Annotated in this window: 22 protein-coding genes; 3 read left to right on the plus strand and 19 right to left on the minus strand. The window is 43.8% G+C overall.

Annotated elements, in window-relative coordinates:
* Positions 1 to 44 precede the first annotated feature (44 nt).
* Positions 45 to 1493, minus strand: coding sequence for a S41 family peptidase (locus M4I42_RS02205; protein ID WP_268850613.1), 1449 nt, complete (start codon positions 1491 to 1493; stop codon positions 45 to 47).
* Positions 1494 to 2414: 921 nt separating this feature from the next.
* On the opposite strand from M4I42_RS02205, the gene M4I42_RS02215 reads away from it, so the two are divergent.
* Positions 2415 to 3173, plus strand: a complete 759-nt coding sequence (locus tag M4I42_RS02215) for a COG4705 family protein (RefSeq protein ID WP_442864064.1) — start codon at positions 2415 to 2417, stop codon at positions 3171 to 3173.
* Between the two features lie 347 nt (positions 3174 to 3520).
* Here M4I42_RS02215 and M4I42_RS02220 read toward each other — a convergent pair whose 3' ends face one another.
* The 10 genes from M4I42_RS02220 to hpf form a co-directional block, all read right to left on the minus strand.
* The gene (locus tag M4I42_RS02220) at positions 3521 to 4186 is read right to left on the minus strand and encodes a phosphatase PAP2 family protein (protein WP_268850614.1); all 666 of its coding nucleotides are present in this window, start codon (positions 4184 to 4186) and stop codon (positions 3521 to 3523) included.
* A gap of 188 nt (positions 4187 to 4374) precedes the next feature.
* Positions 4375 to 5616 carry a murein hydrolase activator EnvC family protein gene (locus M4I42_RS02225; protein WP_268850643.1) on the minus strand — a complete coding sequence of 414 codons (1242 nt, stop codon included), beginning with the start codon at positions 5614 to 5616 and terminating at the stop codon, positions 4375 to 4377.
* Positions 5617 to 5654: 38 nt separating this feature from the next.
* A complete protein-coding gene (gene ftsX, locus M4I42_RS02230) occupies positions 5655 to 6548 on the minus strand; it encodes a permease-like cell division protein FtsX (RefSeq protein WP_268850615.1) in 894 nt (297 codons plus the stop codon).
* The gene (gene ftsE, locus M4I42_RS02235) at positions 6538 to 7224 is read right to left on the minus strand and encodes a cell division ATP-binding protein FtsE (protein WP_268850616.1); all 687 of its coding nucleotides are present in this window, start codon (positions 7222 to 7224) and stop codon (positions 6538 to 6540) included. Before ftsE ends, ftsX begins: the two co-directional genes overlap by 11 nt.
* Before the next feature lie 163 nt (positions 7225 to 7387).
* Positions 7388 to 7714 (minus strand): cytochrome c551, encoded by a 327-nt coding sequence (cccB, locus tag M4I42_RS02240; RefSeq protein WP_268850617.1) that lies wholly within the window; start codon positions 7712 to 7714, stop codon positions 7388 to 7390.
* A 62-nt stretch (positions 7715 to 7776) separates the two neighbouring features.
* The gene (locus tag M4I42_RS02245; protein WP_268850618.1) at positions 7777 to 8640 is read right to left on the minus strand and encodes a YitT family protein; all 864 of its coding nucleotides are present in this window, start codon (positions 8638 to 8640) and stop codon (positions 7777 to 7779) included.
* A 124-nt stretch (positions 8641 to 8764) separates the two neighbouring features.
* Positions 8765 to 9869, minus strand: a protein-coding gene (prfB, locus tag M4I42_RS02250) for a peptide chain release factor 2 (RefSeq protein WP_442864062.1) whose coding sequence is annotated in 2 segments (ribosomal slippage) — positions 8765 to 9793 and positions 9795 to 9869 — 1104 coding nt in all. Because the reading frame shifts where the segments join, the coding sequence is not laid out codon by codon here.
* 77 nt (positions 9870 to 9946) lie between these two features.
* Entirely contained in the window at positions 9947 to 12454 is a 2508-nt protein-coding gene (gene secA / locus M4I42_RS02255; RefSeq protein ID WP_268850619.1) for a preprotein translocase subunit SecA, read from the minus strand.
* Positions 12455 to 12588: 134 nt separating this feature from the next.
* On the minus strand, positions 12589 to 13167 hold the full coding sequence (locus M4I42_RS02260) for a hypothetical protein (RefSeq protein ID WP_268850620.1): 579 nt from the start codon (positions 13165 to 13167) through the stop codon (positions 12589 to 12591).
* Between the two features lie 66 nt (positions 13168 to 13233).
* Complete coding sequence (gene hpf / locus M4I42_RS02265) at positions 13234 to 13782, minus strand: ribosome hibernation-promoting factor, HPF/YfiA family (protein ID WP_268850621.1); 549 nt, start codon at positions 13780 to 13782, stop codon at positions 13234 to 13236.
* A gap of 185 nt (positions 13783 to 13967) precedes the next feature.
* On the opposite strand from hpf, the gene M4I42_RS02270 reads away from it, so the two are divergent.
* Entirely contained in the window at positions 13968 to 15050 is a 1083-nt protein-coding gene (locus M4I42_RS02270; protein ID WP_268850622.1) for an HD-GYP domain-containing protein, read from the plus strand.
* 124 nt (positions 15051 to 15174) lie between these two features.
* Here M4I42_RS02270 and M4I42_RS02275 read toward each other — a convergent pair whose 3' ends face one another.
* The 8 genes from M4I42_RS02275 to M4I42_RS02310 all read right to left on the minus strand — a co-directional run bounded on the left by M4I42_RS02275 (position 15175) and on the right by M4I42_RS02310 (position 19977).
* Positions 15175 to 15564 carry a hypothetical protein gene (locus tag M4I42_RS02275; protein WP_268850623.1) on the minus strand — a complete coding sequence of 130 codons (390 nt, stop codon included), beginning with the start codon at positions 15562 to 15564 and terminating at the stop codon, positions 15175 to 15177.
* 9 nt (positions 15565 to 15573) lie between these two features.
* Positions 15574 to 15927 (minus strand): flagellar protein FliT, encoded by a 354-nt coding sequence (locus tag M4I42_RS02280; RefSeq protein WP_268850624.1) that lies wholly within the window; start codon positions 15925 to 15927, stop codon positions 15574 to 15576.
* A complete protein-coding gene (gene fliS / locus M4I42_RS02285; RefSeq protein ID WP_268850625.1) occupies positions 15927 to 16328 on the minus strand; it encodes a flagellar export chaperone FliS in 402 nt (133 codons plus the stop codon). The genes M4I42_RS02280 and fliS overlap by 1 nt, the downstream gene beginning before the upstream one ends.
* Before the next feature lie 163 nt (positions 16329 to 16491).
* On the minus strand, positions 16492 to 17985 hold the full coding sequence (locus M4I42_RS02290; RefSeq protein ID WP_268850645.1) for a flagellar hook-associated protein 2: 1494 nt from the start codon (positions 17983 to 17985) through the stop codon (positions 16492 to 16494).
* A 12-nt stretch (positions 17986 to 17997) separates the two neighbouring features.
* Positions 17998 to 18372, minus strand: coding sequence for a flagellar protein FlaG (gene flaG / locus M4I42_RS02295; RefSeq protein WP_268850626.1), 375 nt, complete (start codon positions 18370 to 18372; stop codon positions 17998 to 18000).
* Positions 18373 to 18498: 126 nt separating this feature from the next.
* Positions 18499 to 19014, minus strand: a complete 516-nt coding sequence (locus tag M4I42_RS02300) for a hypothetical protein (RefSeq protein WP_268850627.1) — start codon at positions 19012 to 19014, stop codon at positions 18499 to 18501.
* Positions 19011 to 19415, minus strand: coding sequence for a hypothetical protein (locus tag M4I42_RS02305; RefSeq protein ID WP_268850628.1), 405 nt, complete (start codon positions 19413 to 19415; stop codon positions 19011 to 19013). The genes M4I42_RS02300 and M4I42_RS02305 overlap by 4 nt, the downstream gene beginning before the upstream one ends.
* A 91-nt stretch (positions 19416 to 19506) precedes the next feature.
* A complete protein-coding gene (locus M4I42_RS02310; RefSeq protein ID WP_268850629.1) occupies positions 19507 to 19977 on the minus strand; it encodes a hypothetical protein in 471 nt (156 codons plus the stop codon).
* A gap of 327 nt (positions 19978 to 20304) precedes the next feature.
* Here M4I42_RS02310 and M4I42_RS02315 point away from each other — a divergent pair, with 327 nt between their 5' ends.
* Complete coding sequence (locus tag M4I42_RS02315; protein WP_268850630.1) at positions 20305 to 21234, plus strand: endonuclease; 930 nt, start codon at positions 20305 to 20307, stop codon at positions 21232 to 21234.
* Positions 21235 to 21633: the final 399 nt, after the last annotated feature.

Raw genomic sequence — 21633 nt, forward strand, 5'->3', positions numbered from 1 at the left:
TTTGCAACAAAGGGCTCTATCCGATTGGATAGGCCCTTTATTGTTCATTGAAACAATACTTTCATCGCTGCTTTTAATTGTGCGTCGTTGCTGTCATCACGAACGGCTTGGAGCACTTTTGTTTCGAGCAATTCGGCCGTTTGTTTATCAATTTTTCCGGTTATCGGTAGCTTGTTTGCTTTTTGAAACTCCTTCACAGCCGCGACCGTTTGTTTGCTGAAATATCCGTCTTCGCGTCCTGGATCAAATCCGAGCCCTTTTAACATTTGTTGCGCACTTTTAATTTGTTCATTATTCATATCGTATACAAGCTCTTTGTCGATATCAATCGGAGTGGCGCGGAAGTATTCCGGCTGCTGTACCGTTACATCCGGTTTAATTCCTTTTTTATGAATCCAATGTCCGTCAGGAGTCAACCATTTATAAAGCGTAAGTTTAATGTTGCTGCCATCTCCCATCGGGATCGCTTGTTGCACCGTTCCTTTCCCGAACGATGTTTCACCGACAAGCTTGTAACCGCCCGCTTCTTTCATCGCACCTGCTAAAATTTCCGATGCCGAAGCGCTTCCTTTATCAATGAGCACGACGATCGGATACGGTTTTTTCACCGATAAATCGGAGTAAAATTGCTGCTTATGGCCGTTGCGTTCTTCAATTTGCACATACGGTTTATTTTTCGGAATGAACTGTTTCAAAATCTCTTCGACGCTCTGTAAATATCCGCCCGGATTACCACGCACGTCGATGATCAACCCGTCGATTTTTTCATCTTCTAACTTCGCTAGTTTCTTTTTAAAATCTTCGGCCGTATTTTCCGAGAACGACGTGATTTCTAAGTAGCCCACTTTTTTACCGTTGTACATTTTTACCGAATCATAGACGGTTTCAATCGGAATTTCATCGCGAACGACGCTCACTTTAATGACATCTTTCACACCGGGACGGAGAATGTCTAAACGAACGGTTGTCCCTTTTTTTCCGCGAATTTTCAATACGGCTTCATACAAATCAAGTCCTTCAAGACTTTGACCGTCCACTTTCAATATTTGATCGTTTGGCTTTAACCCTGCTTTTTCCGCCGGAGAGTTTTTAAACGGTGCGACAATCGTCACTTTTCCATTGACCATGCTCACCTCAGCGCCGATTCCTTCAAACGAAGAATTTAACGATTCGTTAAATTGATAGGCCGTTTTTTCATCCATGTAGACGGAATACGGATCGTTTAACGTGCTGATCATTCCTTGAATAGCGCCTTCAACCAGCTTTTGGTCATCCACTTTTTGCACGTACCGATTTTTGATGAGTTTATAGGCTTGTTCTACTTTCTTTAACTCTTCCTCCTCGCTTTTCGTCGTTTCTTTTGCTGCTTGTTCGGATTGAATAGAGAAGGTGCGGTCCGCATTTCGCTCGGCAAACTGCATGCCGGCATACGTTCCACCCGCTCCGATCAACATCGATAAAGCCATAAGTAGTGCTATCGTTTGCTTCTTCATGTTTTCTCCTCCCTACACCATGCAAGGAAAGGCACCACACAACGTGCCGTGCGATGCCTTTTATCATCATTATATGAATGGCTTGTACAAAGTATGATCACATGTACGCAATATCAGTTTACACGGTTGCGGCCATTTTCTCAACTGATATGGATGTTTTACTTAGGAAGTATAGTATGACTATGTATAAAGAGCACCTCTTCCCTAAGTTTATGACACGGTTAGGAACTACGATATGTTTGTCGAGCACATAGCTCCAAAACACTCATCACCATAAAATAAACTATCTGCGTCGCTTCATCCAATACATTAGGATAAAACTAAGAGGAACGAGTAGAAACGCCCTGCCTAATTTCGCCAACAAACTAAGCGCATCTGAACTAGCAGGAGCAAGCTACACGTACGATGAGTACATACTTCCCGATATCATAGCGGAGTTGCATAAACGGTATCCATTGATTAAGCCGACGATTACGATTGGAAATTCCAAAGAAATTGTCGATTTATACGAAAGCGATAGAAGTTTTTTTGGACATTTTGAGAAAACACGAGATTTTTCCATAAGTACTCCCAAAATCATTAACATTACGTTCATTCAAGTGTGTTGATTAACCAATAAAAAACAATTGAAATGGGTCGATCCTCAAATCCATACATAGCAAAGGCTTTAAAAACAAGTTTTTTTCATGGACTTCTAATTTAAATTTAATTAGGTTTCTAGGTGAATTTCATTAAAGCATATTAGCATATCAAAGTAAGGTCTCGGTCTTTTAACAATCATCAAATGAATAAAAACAAATCATGAATGGGTTTGGAGACATTCATGATTCGTTTCATTACAACAAAAAGGAGATGAATTCATTGGCAACAAATCGATCCATTTCTCACGAAATTACGGCCGCCCCACTACGAGATCGGCAGATGTTGAACAAGGTGCCAAAAATCACAATCTTCTTCTGGATCATCAAGATCCTGACAACCACCGTAGGCGAGACGGCCGCAGACTTCTTGAATGCAAACTTGAACTTGGGATTGACCAACACGACCTTTGTCATGAGTGGCCTCTTGCTCATCACGTTGTTCTTCCAGTTCAGATCAAGAAAGTACGTACCAGGGATCTACTGGCTTGCAGTCGTGCTGATCAGCGTTGTCGGCACACTTATCTCTGACAACCTTGTGGACAACCTCGGCGTCAGTCTTGAGACTACTACTACTATCTTCACCTTCGCGCTGTTGGTGACCTTTGCGGCTTGGTACGCGAGTGAAAAGACATTGTCCATTCACTCCATCTACACGGTCAAGCGGGAAGCGTTCTACTGGTCGGCTATCCTGTTCACCTTTGCCTTAGGTACTGCAGCCGGTGATCTCACAGCAGAGGGCCTCAACTTAGGTTACTGGGAGTCAGCGCTCATGTTCGCTGCACTGATCGGGGCGGTCACCATCGCTCACTACTTCTTCAAGCTGAATGCAGTACTGGCCTTCTGGATCGCCTACATCTTGACCCGTCCTCTCGGTGCCTCTCTTGGCGACTACCTGTCACAGCCTCGCCATGCGGGTGGCCTTGGTCTGGGTACGATAGGAACCAGTGCGGTCTTCCTCATAACGATCTTGAGCTTGGTCATCTATCTGACCAAGACGAGAAAAGACGAGATCCCGCTCCCGAGCTCAGCTGAAGAGTAAAGGAGGGCCCGCTCGCTTCAAACCGGCTTACTATCTGTTTTCTTAGACTGACTGATGTTAAAAATCAAGAAAGATGACAAATGTTGATTATCCATTATTTTACTCAAAAAATACAGAATCATATGACTGAACACGAGCTTTTCTGCCTCTTCCCTCGAACAAGAACGCCGGCGGGCAAATGTAATTTGCCCGCAAAGCGTTCATTCGAGGAGGGCATGCTAATACTCCCAGTCGGCAAGCTGTGCTTAGCCGACTACGGCAGAAAAGCTAGGAATCAAGCGATGTCAACAGTTTTTTTATAGTTAATCAATACGCCGGCTAATTTTTTATGAATACACGCAAATATATTAGTGAGTTTTTTCAAACTGGGTTTTCTCAAAATTCCTCTCCTTGTAACGCTGATAAAACCAGATAGCTGCAAAGAGCCAAAAGCTGCTGGCAAAGTACCCGCCAATAACGTCACTTGGATAATGGACACCTAAATAAATACGACTGACACCGATGCCCATAATCATGAAAAAACTAATAAAAATAAGAAAAACTCTTCCGAAACGATGATCTATACGACGCCATAGAAGAAACGCTAGAATACCATATAAGGCAACTGCCTCCATTGAATGTCCACTTGGAAAACTAAATCCACTCGCTTCAGCAAGGCGATGCAAACTCGGACGAGCACGATGAAACAGGCTTTTTAACAGCTGATTCAAGATGGATGATCCCGCAACGACAGTAACAAATAACACCAACTCAGAACGATACTTCCATGCTTTGTATAGAACAAACAGGGCAATCAACGAAATCATGGTTACGATTCGTCCTGATCCGATCCAACTAAAAAATTTCATCACTGAAGTTAAGGCAGGCGATTCAAATCTTTGAATGAAAGATATGATAGCGCCGTCAAAATGGGCCACCTGACTACCACTGACAAGAAAAGCCGTCAAGCCGAAAATAATTGCTGAAAATAGACTCAAGAAAAAAGCTCGTGTAAGTTCAAGTTTTAAGTTCATTTGATTCCACCTCTATTCTAAGCATCTTTTCCATATCTAATATAGGCTACTGTTCTCTAACATCATGTGTACTATATCATTCATTATTGAAAAAAAATACACAACTTGCCATCATAGCGATCCAGACAAATTGTGTATTTTTATACTATTAATTTTTAATTTTTATTCTTTTTGTGTCTCTACAACATTTAAAAATTAATATAGCTTAACGGATTCACCGCGTTCGATTTTGCGGCATTCCACGGGCCACGATGCAATTCAAAATGAAGGTGCGACCCTTCTGATTGGCCCGTATTGCCCATGTAACCGATGATCTGTCCTTTGCTTACCGTCTGTCCTTCGCTGACAAGCCGCGATTCTAAGTGGGCATAGACAGTTGTATATACTTGCCCATCAATGACATGAGTAATAAACACGACGTTTCCATAACTAGAAGAATAGTAGGAACGGAACACGTAACCGTCGGCTGCCGCGACGACCGGCACTTCCGCCGCCCGTTTGCCGATATCAACACCGTAATGGAATTCCCCACCGCGCGGACCGAAGCCGGATGTAATCGGCCCGTTCGCCGGACGCATAAACGCACCGTCTGTCACCTGCGGAACATTGCCGCTAGAATGATTGCTTGCACTTGAGGAACGTTGCCCCGCTGATTCTCGCTGCTTTTGCGCAAGCAATTGCTGAAGCTGCGCCCGAATCGCTGCTTCTTGTTTTTCAAGCAATTCTTGTTCCTCCGCCAATGCTAGTTTTTCTTCACTAATATGTTGCTCCTGCTGTTTTAACTGCGCGATGAGCTGTTCCTTTTCATCCATTTGTCGGTTCAACGTTTGTTTTAATTGTTCCAACTCTTGCAAATCGTTTTGCAGCGTCGTCAATTTCGACGTTAATTCGTTTTCTTTCTTTTCTTTCAACGCTTTATCTTCTTCTTGTTCTTGAATAATTTGCTTGTCCGCTTCAAAAATCGTCGTCACCGCGCTAATGCGGTCGATAAAGTCGCCAAAGCTTTGCGAACCTAATAATACATCAAGATAGCTAATCACCCCGCCGCTTTGCTGCAACGAACGAACCCGCTCTTTCAACAGTTCGTTTCGTTTTTCAATACGCGCTTGCACTTCGGCAATTTCTTTCTTCAACACTTGAATGTCTTGCTTCGTGTCATCGATCGTTTGCGATAAATTACCAATTTTTTCACTCGTTTCGGATACGGCCATATCTAACTTCTTCATTTCTTCCGCGAGTTGCGCTTGCTGTGTCTGTAACTGTTCAATTTGTTGATCGGCTTTGCTCATTTTTCCTTGCAAAGAAGACTGTTTCGATTGAATGCTGTTAATCGCATTTCGCTTCTGTTGAATTTCTTGATTGCTCACCGCAGCCGCCACATAAGGCGAAAAGCTTGTCACACCAAGCACGGCCGCTACCGCTAACGACATTACCTTTTGCTTCACGACTTTATTCCCCTTTCCCTCTACTAAACTTTTAAAAATTTCCGAACCGACATCATGCTTCCCCATACGCCGATGCACGCACCGAGCACTAATAAAACTGCGCTAATCTTCCACATAAACGGATCAAACGGAAGAAGCTGCAAAAACGGAACAGTTACCTTTGGCTTTAAAAATTCGTACATGTTATAGTACACGAACGAAATCAACACAATCGGCACAATCGCACCGATAATGCCAAGCCATAATCCTTCAAGGAAAAACGGCCAGCGAATAAACCCATTCGTTGCTCCTACTAATCTCATAATCTCAATTTCACGCCGACGCGCAAAAATCGTAATTTTAATTGTGTTCGAGATTAAAAACATCGCCGTAAACAACAGACCGACAATTAAGCCAATCCCGACATTTCGTGCGACGCGCAACGTTTTAAATAGCTTCTCTACTTGTCCTTGCCCGTATTTCACTTTATGGGCAAACTTAAACGTTTCAATTTTTTTCGCCACTTTGCCTGTATCTGTCGGTTTCGCTGCTTTGACGACGTACACATCGCTTAACGGGTTATCTTGTTCAAAGAGGCGGAAAGACGCTCCTTCTTCGCCAAAGCTTTTAATTAAGTTTTGCAGCTCTTGCTCTTTCGATGAATATTCCACATCTTTGACTTCCGGAATGGCTTCGATTTGCGCTTTCAGCGCTTGCTTATCTTTATCAGTTGCCGTCACGTCAATATAGACGCGAATTTCGACATCGCTTTCGATTTTATTCGCAAAATGATTCATATTCATCATAATGACGAGAAACACGCCGACAAGCAACAGCGTCACCGTCACGGCGCTAATGGAGGCAAACGTCATCCAGCCGTTGCGGCCAAGGCTTTTGATGCTTTCCCGCATGTGGCGGCGGAGGGTATTAATTCTCATAGCCGTATTCCCCCCTTGCCTCATCACGGACGATTTTTCCGTTTTCAATCGCAATGACGCGCTTTTTGATTGTGTTGACAATTTCGCGGTTATGCGTCGCCATCACAATCGTCGTGCCGCGATCGTTAATCGTTTCAAACAGTTCCATAATGCCCCACGAGTTTTCCGGGTCTAAGTTTCCTGTCGGCTCGTCGGCGATGACGATTTTTGGCGAATTGACAATCGAGCGGGCAATCGATACGCGCTGCTGCTCGCCGCCGGAAAGCTCGTTCGGATAAAAGCGGGCTTTATGTTTTAAGCCAACTAAATCGAGCACTTCCATTACTTTCTTTTTAATGACTTTCGGCGATTCTTCAATTACTTCCAAAGCAAACGCTACATTTTCATATACCGTTAGCTTAGGAAGCAATTTAAAGTCTTGGAATACTACCCCAATATGACGGCGTAAAAGCGGCACCCGGCTGTCCTTCATTTTCGCAAGATTGACCCCGTTGATCATAATCGAGCCGCTCGTTGGCTTTTCTTCGCGGTACATCATTTTAATAAACGTCGATTTCCCAGCACCGCTCGGACCGACGACGTACACAAATTCTCCTTGCTTAATGCGGACGCTAATGCCGTTCAGTGCAATGACGCCGTTCGGATACGTTTTATATACATCTTTCATTTCGATCATTTTAATCACCTTATTTTGTAGTTGTCATTTTTCGTGCTGCCTCGCGCTATTTATACAAAATTCCACAAGACCTATTATAACATGGTTCGATTTATTTTTCGTTTACATTTATATTTCAAAATAAAAACAATCCAGCACCTGTTGGCACTGGATTGCTTGTGGCTTATTTTTTGGACGCTAGCCATTCCGCGACTTTGTCGACGTCATCGCCTTGAATGACGCCAGCTGGCATGCCGCCGCGCCCTTTTTCAATAATTTGTTTAATTTCGTCCTTCGAGTATTTGCTGCCGACTTTTTGGAGGTTCGGTCCTACTTTTCCTTCTAAGTTTTGACCGTGGCAGCTGGCGCAGCTTTGTTGGAAAATTTGCTCTGCTGCGGATGCAGTTGAGCTTCCGCCGTTGTCTTTATTGTCGCTCGCACTATTCCCCCCACTACATGCAGCTAGTACAAGTGACGCGCCTACGAATAGGCCAACTAGTTTTCCCTTCATGAATGAACTCCCCCCTGCGAAAAAATTGCATACGCTTCTATTATAACCGATTTTTGCATTTTTTACGCACGTTTAAATCCTTCGCCAAGCACTTCCGCGGCGTCCATAACGACGACAAACGCTGATGGATCAATGCTTTTCACTAATTGTTTCAATTTCGTGAACTCTGTTTGCTCAACGACACACATCAGCACCGGGCGCTCATGTTCTGTATAGCCGCCGAAGCCGGACAGCTTCGTCACCCCGCGGTTAATTTTATGCAAGATCGCTGCTCGTACTTCTTCTTCTTTCGTCGTAATAATCATCGCCATTTTTGAATAGCCGAAACCGACTTGGACGAAATCAATCGTTTTGCTCGTCACAAATAAACCGATTAGCGCATACAGCGCCCGTTCAATATCAAACACGATCGCAGCGGTGAGCACGATGAAGCCGTCGATGAGAATGACGCACGTGCCAAGCGATAGCCCAATATATTTATGAATGATTTGCGCGGCCAAATCCGTCCCTCCTGTGGAGGCTTTGCCGCGAAACACGATGCCTAAGCCGATGCCGACACCAATGCCGCCAAAAAGCGAGCCGAGTAACGGATCGTGCGTCGCCGGTTCGACATCTTTTGTCAAATAGACGACAAACGGTAAAAAGATCGTTCCCACGAGCGTTTTTACCCCAAACTGCCGGCCGAGCAATACGACCCCCGCGATAAACAACGGAATGTTAAACGCCCACTGCACATACGCCGGCTGCCAGCCAAGCGTCGCGTGCAAAATCGTACTAAGGCCGCTAACCCCACCGGAAGCGACACGGTTAGGCAATAAAAATAGGTTGAAGGCCACCGCGACAATCGCCGAACCGATCAATATGTATACGTATTCGATGATCGTTTCAATTGTTGGATGCAACGTTTTGTCTCTCTTTTTTCCCATGCTTTCCCCACCTTCCTTTGTGAGTATAGCATGCCCTTTTTTTCAAGTAAATGCCATCCGATTAACGCAATAACGGTTTACTATAATAAAGTAAAAAAGAAAAAGGCGATCAAACGATCACCCTTTACTTTAATTTGGAGCGCAAATAGGCGTCAATAAACACATCAATTTCGCCGTCCATGACCGCTTGGACGTTGCCGACTTCCGTGTTCGTGCGATGGTCTTTGACGAGCGAATACGGATGGAAGACGTACGAGCGAATTTGGTTGCCCCAACCGATTTCTTTTTGCTCGCCGCGAATTTCCGCAAGTTCGGCTTGCTGCTCTTCTATTTTTTTCTGATAGAGCTTCGCTTTTAACATATTCATCGCTTTTTCGCGGTTTTTAATTTGCGACCGCTCCGATTGGCACGTCACGACAATGCCGGTTGGAAGATGGGTAATGCGAACAGCCGAGTCGGTCGTATTGACGTGTTGGCCGCCCGCTCCACTTGAACGGTACGTATCAACTTTAATTTCGTCCGGACGAATTTCCACTTCAATATCATCGTCAAACTCTGGCATCACTTCGCACGAAACGAACGACGTATGACGGCGTCCCGACGCATCGAACGGCGAAATGCGCACAAGCCGGTGCACTCCTTTTTCCGCCTTTAAATAGCCGTAAGCGTTATGTCCTTTAATTAAAAGCGTCACACTTTTAATGCCTGCTTCCTCGCCCGGCAAATAATCGAGCGTTTCGACTTTAAACCCTTTTTTCTCCGCCCATCTTGTATACATGCGTAAAAGCATCGAGCCCCAGTCTTGCGATTCCGTGCCGCCTGCTCCCGGATGCAGCTCTAAAATCGCATTGTTTTTATCGTACGGCTCGTTTAATAACAGCTGAAGCTCAAATTCGCTAAAATCTTTCGCTAGCTTTTTTGCCTCCACAACAAGCTCCTGCTGCAAGTCTTCATCCGGCTCTTCTTTGACAAGTTCATAAGTGACTTCTAAGTTTTCAAACCGCTCTTCAAGCGCGCGAAACTCGCCTACTAAGTCTTTGAGCGCATTCGCTTCGCTAATGACAGCTTGCGCCGCTTTTTGGTCATCCCAAAAGCTTGGTGCGGCCATCTGCTCTTCTAACGCTTGAATGCGCGCCTCTTTCGCATCGAGGTCAAAGAGACCCCCTAATATCCGCTAATCGCTTAGCCATTTTTTCTAGTTCTTGCTTCACTTCTACTAAATCAATCATGACCTTCACCTCAAGCATTATTGTATTCAAACGTTACGACGAACGCAACATAACGAAAGCGAGGGAAAATCCCTCACTTATCGTCCGCAACAGTTTTTATACTTTTTGCCGCTACCGCAAATGCACGGGTCGTTTCGTCCGATATCCATCGCTTTGCGCACCGGCTTTTTCTTCACTTCCCCTTCATCCTCTTTCGGATGAACCACCTCGCCTTTGGCGACTTCTTGCCGTTCAAGGTTGCTGTGAATTTCTGCTTTCATAATGTATTTCGCTACTTCCTCTTCGATGGAAGCGATCATCGCTTCAAACATCGCATACCCTTCCATTTGATATTCACGAAGTGGGTCGACTTGACCGTACGCTCGCAAGTGAATACCTTGGCGCAGTTGCTCCATCGCGTCAATGTGGTCCATCCATTTCATATCGACGGCGCGAAGCACGATGACGCGCTCAAATTCGCGCATTTGCTCTGGCGCAATTTGCTGCTCTTTTTCGTCATAGCGCATTTTTACTTTTTGCCAAATGAGTTCGATCATTTCTTCCGGCTCTTTGCCGCGCAAGTCATTGACCGTGACATCGCCTTCCGGTAAAAGGTTCGCGTTGACATAGTCGATAATTCCTTTTAAATCCCAATCTTCCGGCATTTCTTCACTCGGCGTATGCGCGTTCACGACCCGTTCAATGACCGATTGAATCATTTTTTCGACAATGTCGCGCAAGTTTTCTGAATCTAGCACTTCAAAGCGTTGGCGGTAAATAATTTCGCGCTGCTCACGCAAAACGTCGTCATATTGCAACAACTGCTTACGCGCATCGAAGTTGTTGCCTTCGACCCGTTTTTGTGCCGATTCGACCGCTTTTGTCACCATTTTGCTTTGAATCGGCTGCGAATCGTCCATGCCTAACCGGTCCATCATCGCCATTAAGTTTTCCGAACCGAAGCGGCGCATAAGCTCGTCTTCTAACGATAAATAAAACTGGGACACCCCTGGGTCGCCTTGGCGTCCAGAACGGCCGCGCAATTGGTTATCAATGCGGCGGCTTTCGTGCCGTTCCGTGCCGATAACGGCCAGCCCGCCCAATTCTTTCACGCCTTCGCCTAGTTTAATATCCGTTCCGCGACCGGCCATGTTCGTCGCAATCGTCACCGCGCCTTTTTGACCTGCCTGCGCGATAATTTCCGCTTCTTTCGCATGGTTTTTCGCGTTTAATACGTTATGCGGAATGCCGCGTTTCTTTAACATGTTGGAAATTAGTTCAGACGTTTCAATCGCCACCGTCCCGACGAGCACCGGCTGCCCTTTCGCATGGCGTTCCGCGATATCTTCCACGACGGCGCGGAACTTTCCTTCCATCGTTTTATAAATTAAGTCTGGACGGTCTTCACGAATAACCGGCCGGTTTGTCGGAATAACGACAACTTGCATGTTGTAAATGTTACGAAACTCTTCCTCTTCCGTCTTCGCCGTACCGGTCATTCCGGCTAGTTTTTCGTACATGCGGAAGTAGTTTTGGAACGTAATCGTCGCGAGCGTCATCGACTCGTTTTGAATTTCGAGTCCTTCTTTCGCTTCAATCGCTTGATGCAAGCCGTCGCTGTAGCGGCGGCCACGCATCAAGCGGCCGGTAAACGGGTCAACGATCACGACTTTTCCGTCTTCGACCACATAGTCAACGTCGCGGTGCATCGTCACATGCGCTTTTAACGCTTGGTTAATGTGGTGGTTCAACGTCACATGTTTCAAATCGAACAAGTTGTCGATGCCAAACGCCCGCTCCGCTTTTGTAATTCCTTCTTCCGTTAGCTGTACGCTTTTCGTTTTTTCATCGTACGTATAGTCGACGTCTTTTTTCAACGTGCGAACGAACGCATTCGCTTGAATGTACAATTTCGTCGATTTTTGCGCCGTTCCGGAGATGATAAGCGGCGTGCGCGCTTCGTCAATTAAAATCGAGTCGACTTCGTCGATGACGGCAAAATGAAGCGGCCGCTGCACCATATGCTCTTTATAAAGCACCATGTTGTCGCGCAAATAGTCAAAGCCAAATTCGTTGTTCGTTCCGTACGTAATATCGGCATTGTACGCCGCTTGTTTTTCTTCGCGCGACATGCCCGTTAAGTTCAGCCCAACGGTTAAGCCTAAAAATTCGTACAACCGGCCCATTTCCGTTGCGTCGCGGCTAGCGAGGTATTCGTTCACCGTTACAACGTGCACGCCTTTTCCCGTAAGCGCATTTAAATAGACCGGCATCGTCGCCGTTAGCGTTTTCCCTTCCCCTGTTTTCATCTCAGCGATATTGCCTTCATGCAAGACGACACCGCCCATAATTTGCACTTTATATGGATACAAGCCAAGGACGCGCTTCGCCCCTTCGCGCACAACCGCAAACGCTTCGACTAATAAATCGTCAAGCGATTCCCCTTGTTGGTAGCGCGCTTTAAATTCCTCTGTTTTTTGGCGCAACGCTTCATCGGAAAGCTTCGCCATTTCCGGACCGAGCGCATCGACTTGCTCTGCCATTTTTTCTAACCGGTGGATTTGGCGCTTGTTCGGATCAAACACCTTTTTTAATACTCCAAGCATACTGAACGCTCCTTATTTCATATAGAATCACTAATTTACATGATATCATTTACAGGAATAGGTGACAACTAAGACGCGGAAAGGAGTGGGGATAAAGTGGAAAAAAGAAAAGCCAGCGTTCTCGCTGGAATTGTTTACACTTGAGATTGCAGTTGCTCGATCGTTGCTTCAACTCGCAACAGACGTTTGTTAAGAGCATAGATTTCAAATCCTTTTTCATCGATCTTTCTATAAATGCTTTGCAATAATGCATGTACATCATCGGCTAGTTGAATTTCTAGGCGCTGCACCGTTTCTTTTACCTCGCCTAATTGCGTTTCTACGTGCTCAAGCCGCGCCTTGACGTCACGCATATCCGCCTCAAGACGGCTAATGCGCTTATTTGTCTCTTTCATCTCTTGTTCAAGCGCACCTAATCGAGTTTCCATGTGAGCAAACCGTTCGTCGATCTGAGCAAACCGTTCGTCAATCTGAGCAAACCGTTCGTCAATCTGAGCAAACCGCTTATCAATCTCCGCAAACCGCTTATCAATCTCCGCAAACCGCTTATCAATCTCCGCAAACCGCTTATCAATCTCCGCAAACCGGGCATCCATTTGCTCAAATCGCTTGTCAATCTGGGTGAACCGGTCGCGCACTTCTTCTTGAAAAGACGAAAAACTACTTTCAATATTCGTCACTTTCGCTAAAATTTCGCGCAAAATGGCCTCCATCCTCCCTCACCTCCTTCCAATAGTAGTATAACACCCTCTGTCGAAAAGCGACAGAGGGTGTGTGCGTTAGTTCGTTTCAATTAAGCCGTACCGACCGTCTTTGCGGCGGTAGACGATGTTCGTACGGTTCGTTTCGGCGTTTGTAAAGACGAAAAAATTATGGCCAAGCATATTCATTTGCAAAATCGCTTCTTCGCTGTCCATCGGCTTTAAGCTGAATCGCTTCGTCCGCACGAGCTCGAATTCTTCTTCTTCCGTTTCTACCGACGCAGCCGAAACGTCGTTTGGCGCAAACACATGTTTCGCCTCTTTATCTCGCCATTTCCGGTTGACTTTCGTTTTATGTTTCCGGATTTGGCGTTCTAATTTATCCGTCACTAAATCGATCGCCGCATACATATCATCATGGCGTTCTTCGGCGCGCAACACTAATTGCGGCATCGGGATTGTTACTTCAATTTTAGCTTGTTTATCGTTATATACTTTTAAATTAACGTGTACTGTTACTCCTTCCGTTGATTCAAAATAGCGTTCTAATTTGCCGATTTTTTTCTCGACATACTCCCGCAATGCTTGGGTCACCTCAATGTTTTCACCGCGAATGTTGTACTTCATACGCTGTATGCCTCCTTTAATAAAAGGTTATATATATAATTCTACAATACCCTACAAAATCCTTCTTCAAACGTCGAATGTTTTTTTGAAAATTTTGTGAAACAAAGGTGTTTATGTGGTAATATTTACTTAGGCAATCATTCGTTTATTCTAGTTCAATTTTACTATATACGGAGTGTTTGACCATGCGCAAGTTACACATCTCGGAAGCGAAAAGCGGCGATATACTAGCTGTCGACATTTTTGGCGCGAACGGTGCGATTTTATTGTCAAAAGGCGTCAAATTGACAGATCCGTATATTCACGCGTTAAGGCAAAAAGGGATTCAATATCTTTACATCGATGACCGGTATACGTTTGATATCACGGCATGGCCGATGCTCAACTCCACAATCCGGAAGCAGGCTGTAAAAAAAGTATATGAAACGATGACGTCGCTCATTAATGAAAAATCATTGATGAATCGCGTTTCGTCGTTTAATTTAGGAAAAGCATACGAAAAGATTTTTAAACAAATATTGGAAGATGTGTTAAATAAACAAGACTTGATGATCAATTTATCCGATTTAGTTGTTTCCAACGGATATTTTTTCCATCATGCCGTCAACGTTGCGACGATCGCGGCCGTCATCGGCCTCGCCAAAGGGTATCGGATGGAACAATTGTTTGAGCTTGGGGTCGGCGCCCTTTTATTCGATATCGGCATGACGCAAATTCCGGAGGCGCTTTGGAAGAGAAAAGGATTTTTAACGCCGGAGGAACGAGCGGCTCTCCATCAGCACACCGTGCTCGGCTTTGAGATGTTACGAAATCAAGGCAACGTTTCACTCGCCTCCGCCCATTGTGCGCTACAGCATCATGAGCGGTACGACGGAAGCGGTTACCCGCGCGCGATCAAGGGACAGGAGATGCACGAATACGCGAAAATCGTCGCGATTGCTGACGTGTTTGATGCGCTGACATCGGCGCGTTATCATCGGAAACAATATTCGCCGCACGAAGCAGCAGAATATTTATCGGCTGCCGGAAACATTTTATTCGATTACGAACTCATTAAGCTCTTTCTTTCCCATGTCGCGATTTACCCAGTGGCGACAACTGTTGTACTCAACACCGGCTACATCGGCGTCGTCGCTAAAGTTTTCCCTGATTTTCCGCTCCGGCCGCTCGTCCGCATCATCCAAAACCCATACGGCGAAGAACTCAAAAGCCCGTACGAAATCGACTTGCGGAAAGAAATGAACGTGACGATTATAAGGGCGGTTTGATTGCTTACAGGGAGCAAAAAGAGGCTGTCTTAAAAGATCTTTCTCCAAAGTTTTACGCAATATTTGGTGCGTATATGCGGTTATAAAAAAGGGTGTCCTGTTACTTTTGGGACACCCTTTCTCCTTATTGTTCGACGTATGAACGCAAGTGGTGTAAGATGCTTGTTTTCCATGCTTCGAACGCAGGGGCTAAATGCTTTTCAACAATGTACTGTTTTACATTTTGGTCGTTCAATTTGCCGTCTAGCTTCCATGCTTCGTCCGTGACAGCGGAAAATCGTTCAATTTCCGCCATGATCGCTGAATCTTCCGCAAAGAAGGAGGTAAACGACTGCTGGTTCGTCATATCAATTTGTCCAAGCGCCGTAAAAATATCCGCTAATACGACATCGCCTTGTGTCCGCTCATAATTTCGAAAACTTTCCACCACATAAGCAAATCCTTCTTCCATCGTGTCAAGCAGCGCCGCATATTGGCGGACGACTGCCAATTGCTCAGGAGTTAAATTCACCATATTCATAACCTACCTTTTTTTATCATAAAACATCCCGTCCATTGAAAACGTTTCTTGGTACGGATTCGTATAATTTTCGTTCGCTTTCTTTTTTTGCTTTAACGCTCTTAAGTCTTGCTGGATTTGTTGCTTAAGTTGTGTAAGCTTTTGTCCAATCGTTCGATTGAGCGCAACGATCTCTTGCCCAAGCCGCTGCTCTTCTTCGCTATACGGTGGCGATAGCTGGGCGATTAACTCCTCGCGACGCTCAAGCCACTGCTCGACCGCCGCAATCGTTTCCTCGCGCGCTTCTTTAGCAACCGGCTTTTCGAGCAGCGCTACTAACGTTTTCGTCACTTCCCATAATTCCGCTACGACGCTCACTACGCTTGCCCACCTTGCGCATATTGCCGCTGACGATTGATTTGAATGACTTGTTTCCACGTATCACGGAATTCCGTCACATACCCTTCGACTTCGTCCAAAATCGCCGCATCGCTTTTAATATTGGCTTCCACTAACCGGCGATAGATATAGTCGTACATCGTCATCATCGACTTCGCCACTTCATAGTCCATGTTGAGCGTCACCATGAGCTCTTGAATAATTTTTTGCGCCTTTAACAAATTCGTATGGCGCTCCTCGACATTGTTTTCCTCCATCGCTTTGCGCGCCATCTTAATAAATTTCAAACAACCGTTATAAAGCATAAGCGTTAACTCACCCGGCGATGCCGTCTGCACCGCATTGGCTTGATACGATTGATATGGATTATTTGTAGCCATTGGCAACACTCCTTTTCATCATAATCGGGCGAGGAGACCACGACTTCTAAGCGAAAACGAAAGTCGGGGAGGAATCGCCCTTCCTACTTTCGATTAACAATGTTAGGGCTTTTTACAAGCCCCCCACTTCCAAAGCCAGAGGCTTTAAGTGGTGGGTGGTTGACTATTTCGTTCCGCCGCCAAAGGCGTTCATTAAGTACGCACTTTGCGAATTCGCTTTATTAATCGCTTCCTCCATCGCCGTAAACTGCCGATAGTAGCGGTCTTCGATTTGCTTGAGGCGGTCGTTGAATGCATCGATTTGGCTATTGATTTGATTCAAATCGCGACCAATCGAAAACTGCTGGTTCGTCCAAACCGTTTTTCCGGCTTTTTGTTCAATCTTCCCGATCGTGCCTTTAATCGTGTCCCGCAGACGGCGGGCGATGCCTTTCGTATCAAACGTCGTGCCGTTCGCGTTAAATAGCTGATACACCGAATTCGGATCGTTTTCAATCGCCGCACGCAACTTTGTTTCATTAATAATGAGTTTGCCGTTTTCTAAATAGTTGCTCGACGTCGTAATGCCGATTTCCGAAAGGGTATCATAGTTTGTATTAATCGATGGGTCGCTGACTTTGCTATAGACGTCAAGCCGCATTTGGCTTAAGCCGCTAGATAAAATCGAATCGCGGCGGAGAAGCCCGCTTTTCGCTTTTTCTTCCCAAAGCTCGACTTGTTTCTCCGACATCGCCTGTTTTTGTTCATCCGTCAGCGGCTGATAGTCGCGGTAGCGTTCTTCTGATATTTTCGCATTAATTTTACTAATAATTTCGTTATATTTGTCGACGAAGCCTTTGATCGCATTAAACGTCGCATCTGTATCGTTTGTCGTAGTGACAGAAGCGGTTCCTGCTTTTTTGAGCGTATAAGTGACATTATTAATCGTAAACGTATTTGTTGAACGCGATGTCGCAAGACCGTTAATCGTAAATTGCGCATTCTTTCCCGCTGTTTTTCCTGTCAATTCTGCACCACCTGTAACTCCTGTAAATCCGAGGCTTTGGAAAAACGAAGCAGTCGTTGCGTCCCACATCATTAGACTTGCTGAGGCTCCTGTATCTTTTTTTGTAATTGAAATTTTCCCTGTCTGTGTATCGCGGAACACCGTAATGCCAAGGTCGCTATTGCTGTTTAATTGAGAGATAACAGCATCTAACGACGAATTCGCTGCGATCGTAATCGTTACAGGGTTTGTTGGTCTCGTGCCGTCACCGTTTGTCACGTTAATTTTCAATGTCGTATCTGTACCGCTTGGTGTATAACTAGAAGCAGCTGCAGAGACCCAAGTTGCTGCGGTGGCGACTTGCGTAACCGTTAAATTGGTGCTAATATTGGCTGCCGAAGTATTTGCTGTCGCCGTAACAACACTCTCATCCGAACTCGTTGTCTTCTTTTTTAACATATTGCTTTGTAATGTTAAATTATTAAAAATATAGCTATCTAAATCTTGAAGCAACGTATTCATCGAGCGATAATCATCCCGCTGCCATTCTAAAATTTGCTTTTTTTGTTTTAGTTTATCAAGCGGCATCCGCTCGGCTTTCATTAAATCACTGACGAGTTTGTCAATATCCATGCCGCTCGCCAAACCACTAATACGCATTGTGCTCATGATTGTTCACCGTCCTTAAATTTTCTTATCGACAATCAGCCCAACAAATTCCATCATCGCTGCGTACATATCTAACAGTTTTTTCGGCGGAATTTCGCGAATGACTTCTTTCGTCCGCTCGTCGACAATTTGCACATAATATTCCTTTAACTCATCGTGCAATTCAAACTTAATCGACGTCTGGCTCGGTTGTAAAAACTCATTCATCCCTTTAATAATGTGCTCTAACTGTTCTTTTGGCAACTCTTTTGCCTCATCTTTCGCTTCTTTTGGCACGTCTGTTTTTGGCTGATCCTCCGTCTTTTGCGTCAAAGGTACATCCGTAGCCTTTTGATTGTTTATATCTACAAACGAAAAAGAAGGTTGAGAAAAAATACGGTCAATCGTCATCATTTTTCGCTCCTTTATAATACACTCCTATTGTTTATATCGGATGAAGAAGAGGAAGTTTGAAGGGGACAAAGAAAAACAACCCGTCAAAATAATGGGTTGTTGCTTATGAGAGTTATGAGGACTTTAAATTAGCCACATGTTTTCTAAAAAAGCTCTTAACATATCATACACCGTTAATGGATCCATACTTTCTTTTTTGGCACCTTTTTTTCCATGGGCTACCCAATTTCGATATTGATATGCCTTCTTTACGTTACCAACCAACTGTGAATCAATCGTTCCTTTGAATAAATCAAGAATATCTGTAAATCTGCCTCTCTCCACTTGATTTTTCGCATAACGAATCCAATTTTCTTCAAAAGCTGTTAATGTTTCATTCTCTTTTGAAAAAGAAATCATTTGCGTAACATATTCTAGCACGAGCGATTCAAAAACAGAAACGAGTGAAACGATAGCTAAATCATCAAGTTCCATTTTTATTTGCTTCATTTTCTCAAAAATTTCTTGGTGTGATAAATCAATAAATTTACTATTCGGGCTTAATATCGATCCTCTTAGTAACAATTGCCTCTGAGCTAAAAATTGCATTTCTGCAGTCGCTTCATACCAATCCATCACTTTGGATAAAGCCGTTGTCATGCGACTGCCCACCTCATCATCTCAAGGAATGATTTCTCATCCCATTTTTCATGCAATCCACCTCGTTTTTTTTCTTTTAGGATCCACTCCCCTTCATTTTCAGTCTTTAACAACATCAAATCTCCTTTATCTGTAAAAATATCGATCCTTCCTTGTGCACCGATAATCAATCTGCCGACAGGAATAAATTCAATTTGTTTCATTTTCGCAAAAATCTTTAACCCAGGTGCTTTATATGTCCCTAATCCTTCTTCTGAAATCGTATGTTCCGTCCAACCAATCAAAACTAATTGCTCAGCCAACGGTTCTTGTAACCATTCTTTTACTTTTTCATATAACGCGTTTATGTCTTGAAGCCAGTGTTCTCGTACTTCTGTCCAATTCATTTGCTTTTCTTCCATGTCATCGTCTCGCAAAAAATCGTACTTATCGGACATTTGCATTCAACTCCCTTTATAGTTTAAAGTGTATAAGGCATTGCTAAGATAGATGTTATGATACATCTACCTTAAACAATAATGCGTACAAAGACTTTTCAACAAGAAATTTTTCTTTGAACACAACGCTCACGATAGGGGAGACTCCCGATGGTGGTGTATATATTTCTAGATGCATATTATAAATGGCATCTTGCATTTTTTCTATCTCGCCTTCTAACTGCTCAATAGAGTCAACTTGTGCTAATACAAGCACATCCTTACTTTTTTTCGAACTAGTCCCCCACCCTTCTTTTAACAACTTTAACGCAAAGATAACTGCCTTCTCATCAAGAGTGTCGTCTGGATACGAAGGACTTAACATCCCTGCAACTCGACCATTGTAAACCATTTGAACTTTTGTTACTGCCACAGGAGATTCGCCCCATTGTTCGAATCCCCAAGCTACACGGTATTCTGTATTTTTTGGATGTCCCCCAGATGCAGGGATATAAATTGCTCTTCTCGGCGAAAAAACTTGCGCCATTTTTATCCACCTCTTATTATTAGTTTTTACTATTAGTTTAATCTAATGGTATCGCTTCATTTTCATTTTGTAAACACTTTTCAGAAAATTTTGTTTATAAAGCCTGAGTTCGACAGTTTGGAGACCATTTTAGGCAAATGGAAATGCCCAAAATGCTGTTATATCAAGGATTTCATGATGACTACTGCTTGACAAAAGACAGATTAGACTGAGCAAAGGTACATAAAAATTATTGCTCCCTATTCTCCTTCAAGCAAGATCAATTGCTAAATCTATTCATATACACTAAAATAAGAACAAACGTTCTTTTTCGAGGTGAATAAAAACATGAGGACACTCCAACAACTTTCGATAGAAGCATTAAGTATGATTAATGGAAAATTACTTGGGGATGCAAATATTAGTATAGAAAAAAATCGCCATCCACGATTTCGCTTCGCTCATTCTACTCATGATCAAGAATGGTGTTTTTATTGCTATGAACAACTAAACAAACATCTCCCTCTTTCCAAACCAAAATATCGAAAAGTCTTGGACAATCGCGTTAAAAACGGTTTTACGGAACAATACTATATTCAATCATTAAAATCAAAAATAGTCGCTCAACTAAAATCATTTTGGTATCCGAATGATCGCAAAACCATTCCGTTTGAACTTTTAGCTTATTCATTTACACCTATTTGCTTGGCATGGTGGTATCAAGATGATGGACATTTAAAAATCGAAAACAATCAAGTGAAAAAAGTCATTTTGTCAACAGATGGATTTACAAAAACTGAGAACGAGCAACTAATTCAATTGATAAGTCAAAAATACAATTTAAACTTTTCTTTAGACAAACAAAACAGGCTTATTCTTTACGATAAACCGCAAATTTTTTATTTTATCCGTTTAGTTAAACCATATGTACATAAAAGTATGAAACGTAAAATTACTATTCCTTCCAATTTAAAAGAAGCTGCTAAAAAGAGAACGACTATTTACTTACCAACCATGCTCCATGTTACTCGACCTACTAAAGATATTCACGCAATATTAGAGCAACTTCCTGATTTATATAACGAGCTATTAGATGAACATACGTACAAAAAATTTTTTGCAGAACAATTTCCGATATTAAAAATAAACAAAACAACAGCCAAACCTTATCAAATTGAACTAACCCAAAAACATATGGAACTAATCAATGCTTGTAGGCAAATAACAGGTCTAACGATAAGTCAAGTTGTACACCTGTGCGCTATCCATAATATATAAAAAGAGACCTTAGAAAACCTAAGGCCTCTTTTCGTTTTATTAGCGGAGTAATTGTAATACTCCTTGTGGTTGTTGGTTGGCTTGCCATGCCGCAACGTCTTTCGATCGTTGTGTAGACTATCTCTTCACCTTTCTAGCCATTTGGCTAGCGAAGGGCTGGGCACTTCGGGGGTTCCCCCTACGGACTTCATCACCATAGCTTTTCGCCTTAGGTGGTCTGCCCTAGTCGTTGAACCTTCTCCAGAGTTTCCTCACAGGAGCTTGGCTGCTGATTACCCATTGTTGCATCTTTCCTTTTTTCAAGCCGTCACGCTTGCCGTTTCCAGCTTCGTTGTGGCGAGGAAAGCTTTAGGGCTTCCCAGCAATTCACCCAGTCATCCTCTTAGCCGTTTCCAGCTA

This window comes from Anoxybacillus sp. J5B_2022, assembly GCF_026847645.1.
In the GTDB taxonomy this organism is placed as follows: domain Bacteria; phylum Bacillota; class Bacilli; order Bacillales; family Anoxybacillaceae; genus Anoxybacteroides.

Coding starts and splice junctions, on each gene's coding strand:
- M4I42_RS02205 (WP_268850613.1), bottom strand. CDS start 1,493: ATGAAGAAGCAAACGATAGCACTACTTATGGCTTTATCGATGTTGATC.
- M4I42_RS02215 (WP_442864064.1), top strand. CDS start 2,415: ATGTTGAACAAGGTGCCAAAAATCACAATCTTCTTCTGGATCATCAAG.
- M4I42_RS02220 (WP_268850614.1), bottom strand. CDS start 4,186: ATGAACTTAAAACTTGAACTTACACGAGCTTTTTTCTTGAGTCTATTT.
- M4I42_RS02225 (WP_268850643.1), bottom strand. CDS start 5,616: ATGTCGTTAGCGGTAGCGGCCGTGCTTGGTGTGACAAGCTTTTCGCCT.
- ftsX (WP_268850615.1), bottom strand. CDS start 6,548: ATGAGAATTAATACCCTCCGCCGCCACATGCGGGAAAGCATCAAAAGC.
- ftsE (WP_268850616.1), bottom strand. CDS start 7,224: ATGATCGAAATGAAAGATGTATATAAAACGTATCCGAACGGCGTCATT.
- cccB (WP_268850617.1), bottom strand. CDS start 7,714: ATGAAGGGAAAACTAGTTGGCCTATTCGTAGGCGCGTCACTTGTACTA.
- M4I42_RS02245 (WP_268850618.1), bottom strand. CDS start 8,640: ATGGGAAAAAAGAGAGACAAAACGTTGCATCCAACAATTGAAACGATC.
- secA (WP_268850619.1), bottom strand. CDS start 12,454: ATGCTTGGAGTATTAAAAAAGGTGTTTGATCCGAACAAGCGCCAAATC.
- M4I42_RS02260 (WP_268850620.1), bottom strand. CDS start 13,167: ATGGAGGCCATTTTGCGCGAAATTTTAGCGAAAGTGACGAATATTGAA.
- hpf (WP_268850621.1), bottom strand. CDS start 13,782: ATGAAGTACAACATTCGCGGTGAAAACATTGAGGTGACCCAAGCATTG.
- M4I42_RS02270 (WP_268850622.1), top strand. CDS start 13,968: ATGCGCAAGTTACACATCTCGGAAGCGAAAAGCGGCGATATACTAGCT.
- M4I42_RS02275 (WP_268850623.1), bottom strand. CDS start 15,564: ATGGTGAATTTAACTCCTGAGCAATTGGCAGTCGTCCGCCAATATGCG.
- fliS (WP_268850625.1), bottom strand. CDS start 16,328: ATGGCTACAAATAATCCATATCAATCGTATCAAGCCAATGCGGTGCAG.
- flaG (WP_268850626.1), bottom strand. CDS start 18,372: ATGACGATTGACCGTATTTTTTCTCAACCTTCTTTTTCGTTTGTAGAT.
- M4I42_RS02300 (WP_268850627.1), bottom strand. CDS start 19,014: ATGACAACGGCTTTATCCAAAGTGATGGATTGGTATGAAGCGACTGCA.
- M4I42_RS02305 (WP_268850628.1), bottom strand. CDS start 19,415: ATGGAAGAAAAGCAAATGAATTGGACAGAAGTACGAGAACACTGGCTT.
- M4I42_RS02310 (WP_268850629.1), bottom strand. CDS start 19,977: ATGGCGCAAGTTTTTTCGCCGAGAAGAGCAATTTATATCCCTGCATCT.
- M4I42_RS02315 (WP_268850630.1), top strand. CDS start 20,305: ATGAGGACACTCCAACAACTTTCGATAGAAGCATTAAGTATGATTAAT.